Source organism: Streptococcus parasanguinis (assembly GCF_001578955.1).
GTDB lineage: Bacteria > Bacillota > Bacilli > Lactobacillales > Streptococcaceae > Streptococcus > Streptococcus parasanguinis_U.
The window spans coordinates 168,575-172,468 of sequence record NZ_KQ969692.1 but is presented as its reverse complement, the minus strand read 5'-3'; the positions used below and the strand labels follow the sequence as shown (position 1 = coordinate 172,468).

The window sequence follows — 3,894 nt, the reverse complement described above, 5'->3', positions numbered from 1 at the left end:
CTCAGGTGGTGGGTCGACCATCACCCAGCAGCTAGCCAAGAATGCTTACCTGTCTCAGGACCAGACGGTGGAGCGTAAGGCCAAGGAATTCTTCCTGGCGCTTGAAATCAATAAGAAATACAGTAAAAAAGAAATCCTCACCATGTACCTCAACAATGCCTATTTTGGAAATGGGGTTTGGGGGATTGAGGATGCTTCCAAGAAGTATTTTGGGGTTTCAGCCAGTCAATTAAGCCTGGATCAGTCTGCTGTTCTCGCAGGTATGCTCAAGGGACCTGAGATCTATAACCCGCTCTATTCAGTAGAGAATGCGACCAATCGCCGCAATACGGTCCTCCAAAATATGGTGGCAGCTGGTTATATTGACCAGAAAACAGCTGATCAGTCAGCGGCTGTGGATATCCATGGTCAGCTGGTCGATGCCTATGAAGGCAAGTCAGAGGACTATCGCTACCCATCCTATTTTGATGCGGTCATCAATGAAGCGGTCAATGAATATGGTCTGACCGAAGAAGACATTGTCAAAAATGGCTACCGGATCTACACCGAGCTGGATCAAAATTACCAAGCAAGCATGCAGGTGATCTATGACAATACAGCCCTCTTCCCAGTAGCAGAAGACGGCACGCGCGCGGAATCTGGTAGTGTCGCCCTCGATCCTAAGACCGGAGGGGTTCGGGCTCTCGTAGGGCGTGTCGGTAGCGATGAAAATCCAGGATTTCGGACCTACAACTATGCCACCCAAGCTGCTCGTAGTCCGGGATCGACCATCAAACCTTTAGTGGTCTATAGCCCAGCTGTTGCAGAAGGTTGGTCGACCAATAAGGAACTGGATAATAGTACCACCCAATACGGAAGTTATGAAGTCAATAACTATGCAGGAATCCAGTCGAGCCCAACGGTACCGATGTACCAGGCCTTGGCAGAATCTCTCAACCTTCCAGCAGTAGCGACCGCTAATGAATTGGGCCTCAATACGGTCTTTGAGTACGGAAAAAAATTCGGTCTCAACATGGACAAGGTGGACAAGTCGCTTGCTGTTGCCTTGGGAGCTGGTGTGACAACCAATCCGATGCAGATGGCCCAAGCCTATGGAACCTTTGCCAATGGCGGGGTCATGAATGATGCCCACCTCATTACCAAGATCGAAAATGCCAGTGGCCAAGTGGTCAAGAGCCACAGTCAGAAATCAACCCGGGTGCTTAGTGGATCCACAACGGATAAGATGACCAATATGATGCTGGGAACCTTCAGTAATGGTACAGGGGTCAACGCTGCGCCTTATGGCTATACCATGGCAGGGAAAACCGGTACGACAGAGACCAGCTTTAACAAGGACCTCTCTGGAGACCAATGGGTGATCGGATACACGCCAGATGTGGTCATCAGTCAATGGCTTGGTTTCCCAACGACCGATGAAGGTCATTACCTGACCGATAGTAGTGCCGGAACGGCGTCAGAGATCTTCCGGAATGTTGCCAACAGTGTCCTGCCTTATACAGACGGTACCCAGTTTGATTCGGTGAAGAACTCTTATGCTGAAAATGGCATTGCGCCAGTCGGAGAAGAAACTACAGAAACAGACAGCAAAGAAGACAAAGGTTTCTTTGAGGATGTCAAAGAAAAGGCGTCGAATATGGTCGATGATGCGAAAAAAGCAATCGACGAGGCCGATATTCCAGGAAAAGCGAAAAATGCTTGGGATACTTTCAAAGGTTGGCTTGGTTTCTAATCAAAAAAAACGATTCAGAAATTCTTCTGAATCGTTTTTAATTAGAGTTCACTATCTGACAAGCTAAAGGTATCGCCGTGTTGGAGATCTCCGTACTGGTAGCCCCGTTTGAACCAGCGCATGCGTTGCTCCGAAGTCCCGTGGGTAAAGCTATCTGGCACGGAGTAGCCGTAAGCTTGCTCCTGGAGAGTGTCGTCACCGACTGCATGGGCCGCATTCATAGCTTCTTCGATATCACCGATATCCAAAAGGTTTCGGTCTTGAATGGAGCGGGCCCAGACACCTGCTAGATAATCTGCTTGCAGCTCGATGCGGACGCTGATGGCATTTCGTTCCTTTTCAGAAAGTCCTTGCTGCATACGGTGGTATTTGCCAAGGATTCCCAGCTCATTTTGTACGTGATGGCCGACTTCGTGGGCGATGACGTAGGCCATGGCAAAGTCGCCGCTAGCCTTGTATTTGGTGGTCAATTCCTTGTAGAAACTCATATCCAAATAAATTTTCTTATCGGTTGGACAGTAGAAGGGGCCAGCCGATGCTTGCCCAACTCCACAGCCTGTCTTTGTCCGTCCGGTATAGAAGACTAGTTTGGGCTCCTGGTAGGTCCGTCCTTCGGCTTGAAAGACCTTGTGCCAATGATCTTCTGTTGTGGCAAGGACCTTGCTGACGAACTCAGCATCTGCATCGTCGACATGGGTCTTGTTGGTGCGCGTGATCTGGCTAGACTGGTAAGAATGAGAAGTCTCGTTTCCAAAGAGTCCACCAAGACTAGCGCCACCACCTCCTAGAAGAACCAGAAGAAGGATGAGGACGATCTTACTCTTGAAGCTTCCGGGCGATAGTAAGATCTGTAAAATGCCCCCGCCAAGGTTACTGTTTCCTGAAGATTGGGAGTAGCTTTGCCCTCGACGGTCTTCGATATTTCTACTTTCTTTTAGGTTATCACTTTTCATATTCGTCTCCTTTTGTTTTATTTTACCAAAAATGAGGAAAAAACCAGAGTGATAACGCTTTAGATTTGCTTTTTTCTTGACAGGAGATTTTCTGTTCTTGTCAAAACGTGGAAAACTTGCTATAATGGGGTGAACGGAGGCGTTATGGCATTAAAAAAAGCAAGTCTAGCGTGTACGGTTTGTGGGTCACGCAATTACTCCATTAAGTTGAGTGGGACGCCAAAACCAACACGTCTAGAAGTCAATAAATTCTGCAAACATTGCAGCAAGTATACCATCCATAAAGAAACACGATAGGAGAGAGTTGTGAAATTCATTAAAGATATTTTCGTCTTACTAAAAGATACAACTTGGCCAAATCGCAAGGAAAGATGGAAAAACTTTATCTCAGTGATTGAGTACACCGCTTTCTTTGTTGCATTGATTTATTTGTTCGACAAAGTCATTGCACGTGGCCTATTGCACATGATCAATTTCTTTTAAGAAAAGAAGCCAGGCGGGATCCCAAGGGTCCTGCTTTTTCTGGTCTTTTCTAAAAAATAAATCAGCAAACCTCTTTGCATTCCTGCAAAATGTGGTATAATGAAGCTAGGAAAAGGAAAGCCAAGAGGCTTTTTTTAGTATGTTCACAAAAGCTCGAGCAGGCTAAACAGAAAGAAAGGATACCCAAATGGACAGTTTTGATAAAGGCTGGTTTGTACTACAAACCTACTCAGGATATGAAAACAAAGTAAAAGAGAATCTTTTGCAACGTGCGCAAACTTACAATATGTTAGAAAACATCTTGCGTGTAGAGATTCCAACTCAAACCGTACAAGTTGAGAAAAACGGTAAAACAAAAGAAATCGAAGAAAACCGCTTCCCAGGTTATGTCTTGGTAGAAATGGTCATGACAGATGAAGCTTGGTTTGTCGTTCGGAATACACCGAACGTTACTGGTTTCGTCGGATCACACGGGAACCGTTCAAAACCAACTCCATTGTTGGAAGAAGAAATCCGCAGCATCTTGCTCTCTATGGGTCAAACTGTTCAAGAGTTTGATTTGGATGTCAAGGTGGGCGACACAGTTCGCATCATCGACGGTGCCTTCACAGACTATACTGGTAAGATCACTGAAATTGATAACAACAAGGTGAAAATGGTCATTTCTATGTTCGGTAACGATACAGTTGCAGAAGTGAATTTGAACCAAATTGCAGAATTGTAAGA

Annotated in this window: 5 protein-coding genes; 4 read left to right on the top strand and 1 reads right to left on the bottom strand. The window is 46.0% G+C overall.

Annotation, left to right across the window (positions count from 1 at the left end; all coding sequences use genetic code 11):
* The coding region (locus SPADD19_RS09015) for a transglycosylase domain-containing protein (RefSeq protein WP_241496565.1) at positions 1-1,732 on the top strand (1,732 nt) is incomplete at its 5' end.
* A 41-nt stretch (positions 1,733-1,773) separates the two neighbouring features.
* On the opposite strand, the gene ypfJ is transcribed toward SPADD19_RS09015, so the two are convergent.
* The gene (ypfJ, locus tag SPADD19_RS09010; protein ID WP_049492562.1) at positions 1,774-2,685 is read right to left on the bottom strand and encodes a KPN_02809 family neutral zinc metallopeptidase; all 912 of its coding nucleotides are present in this window, start codon (positions 2,683-2,685) and stop codon (positions 1,774-1,776) included.
* 144 nt (positions 2,686-2,829) lie between these two features.
* Here ypfJ and rpmG point away from each other — a divergent pair, with 144 nt between their 5' ends.
* The 3 genes from rpmG (at position 2,830) to nusG (ending at position 3,892) form a co-directional block, all read left to right on the top strand.
* Complete coding sequence (gene rpmG, locus SPADD19_RS11805) at positions 2,830-2,982, top strand: 50S ribosomal protein L33 (RefSeq protein WP_003009043.1); 153 nt, start codon at positions 2,830-2,832, stop codon at positions 2,980-2,982.
* A 9-nt stretch (positions 2,983-2,991) separates the two neighbouring features.
* Positions 2,992-3,168 (top strand): preprotein translocase subunit SecE, encoded by a 177-nt coding sequence (gene secE / locus SPADD19_RS09005; RefSeq protein ID WP_003002261.1) that lies wholly within the window; start codon positions 2,992-2,994, stop codon positions 3,166-3,168.
* Between the two features lie 187 nt (positions 3,169-3,355).
* A complete protein-coding gene (gene nusG, locus SPADD19_RS09000; protein ID WP_003002077.1) occupies positions 3,356-3,892 on the top strand; it encodes a transcription termination/antitermination protein NusG in 537 nt (178 codons plus the stop codon).
* Positions 3,893-3,894: the final 2 nt, after the last annotated feature.

Coding starts and splice junctions, on each gene's coding strand:
- ypfJ (WP_049492562.1), bottom strand. CDS start 2,685: ATGAAAAGTGATAACCTAAAAGAAAGTAGAAATATCGAAGACCGTCGA.
- rpmG (WP_003009043.1), top strand. CDS start 2,830: ATGGCATTAAAAAAAGCAAGTCTAGCGTGTACGGTTTGTGGGTCACGC.
- nusG (WP_003002077.1), top strand. CDS start 3,356: ATGGACAGTTTTGATAAAGGCTGGTTTGTACTACAAACCTACTCAGGA.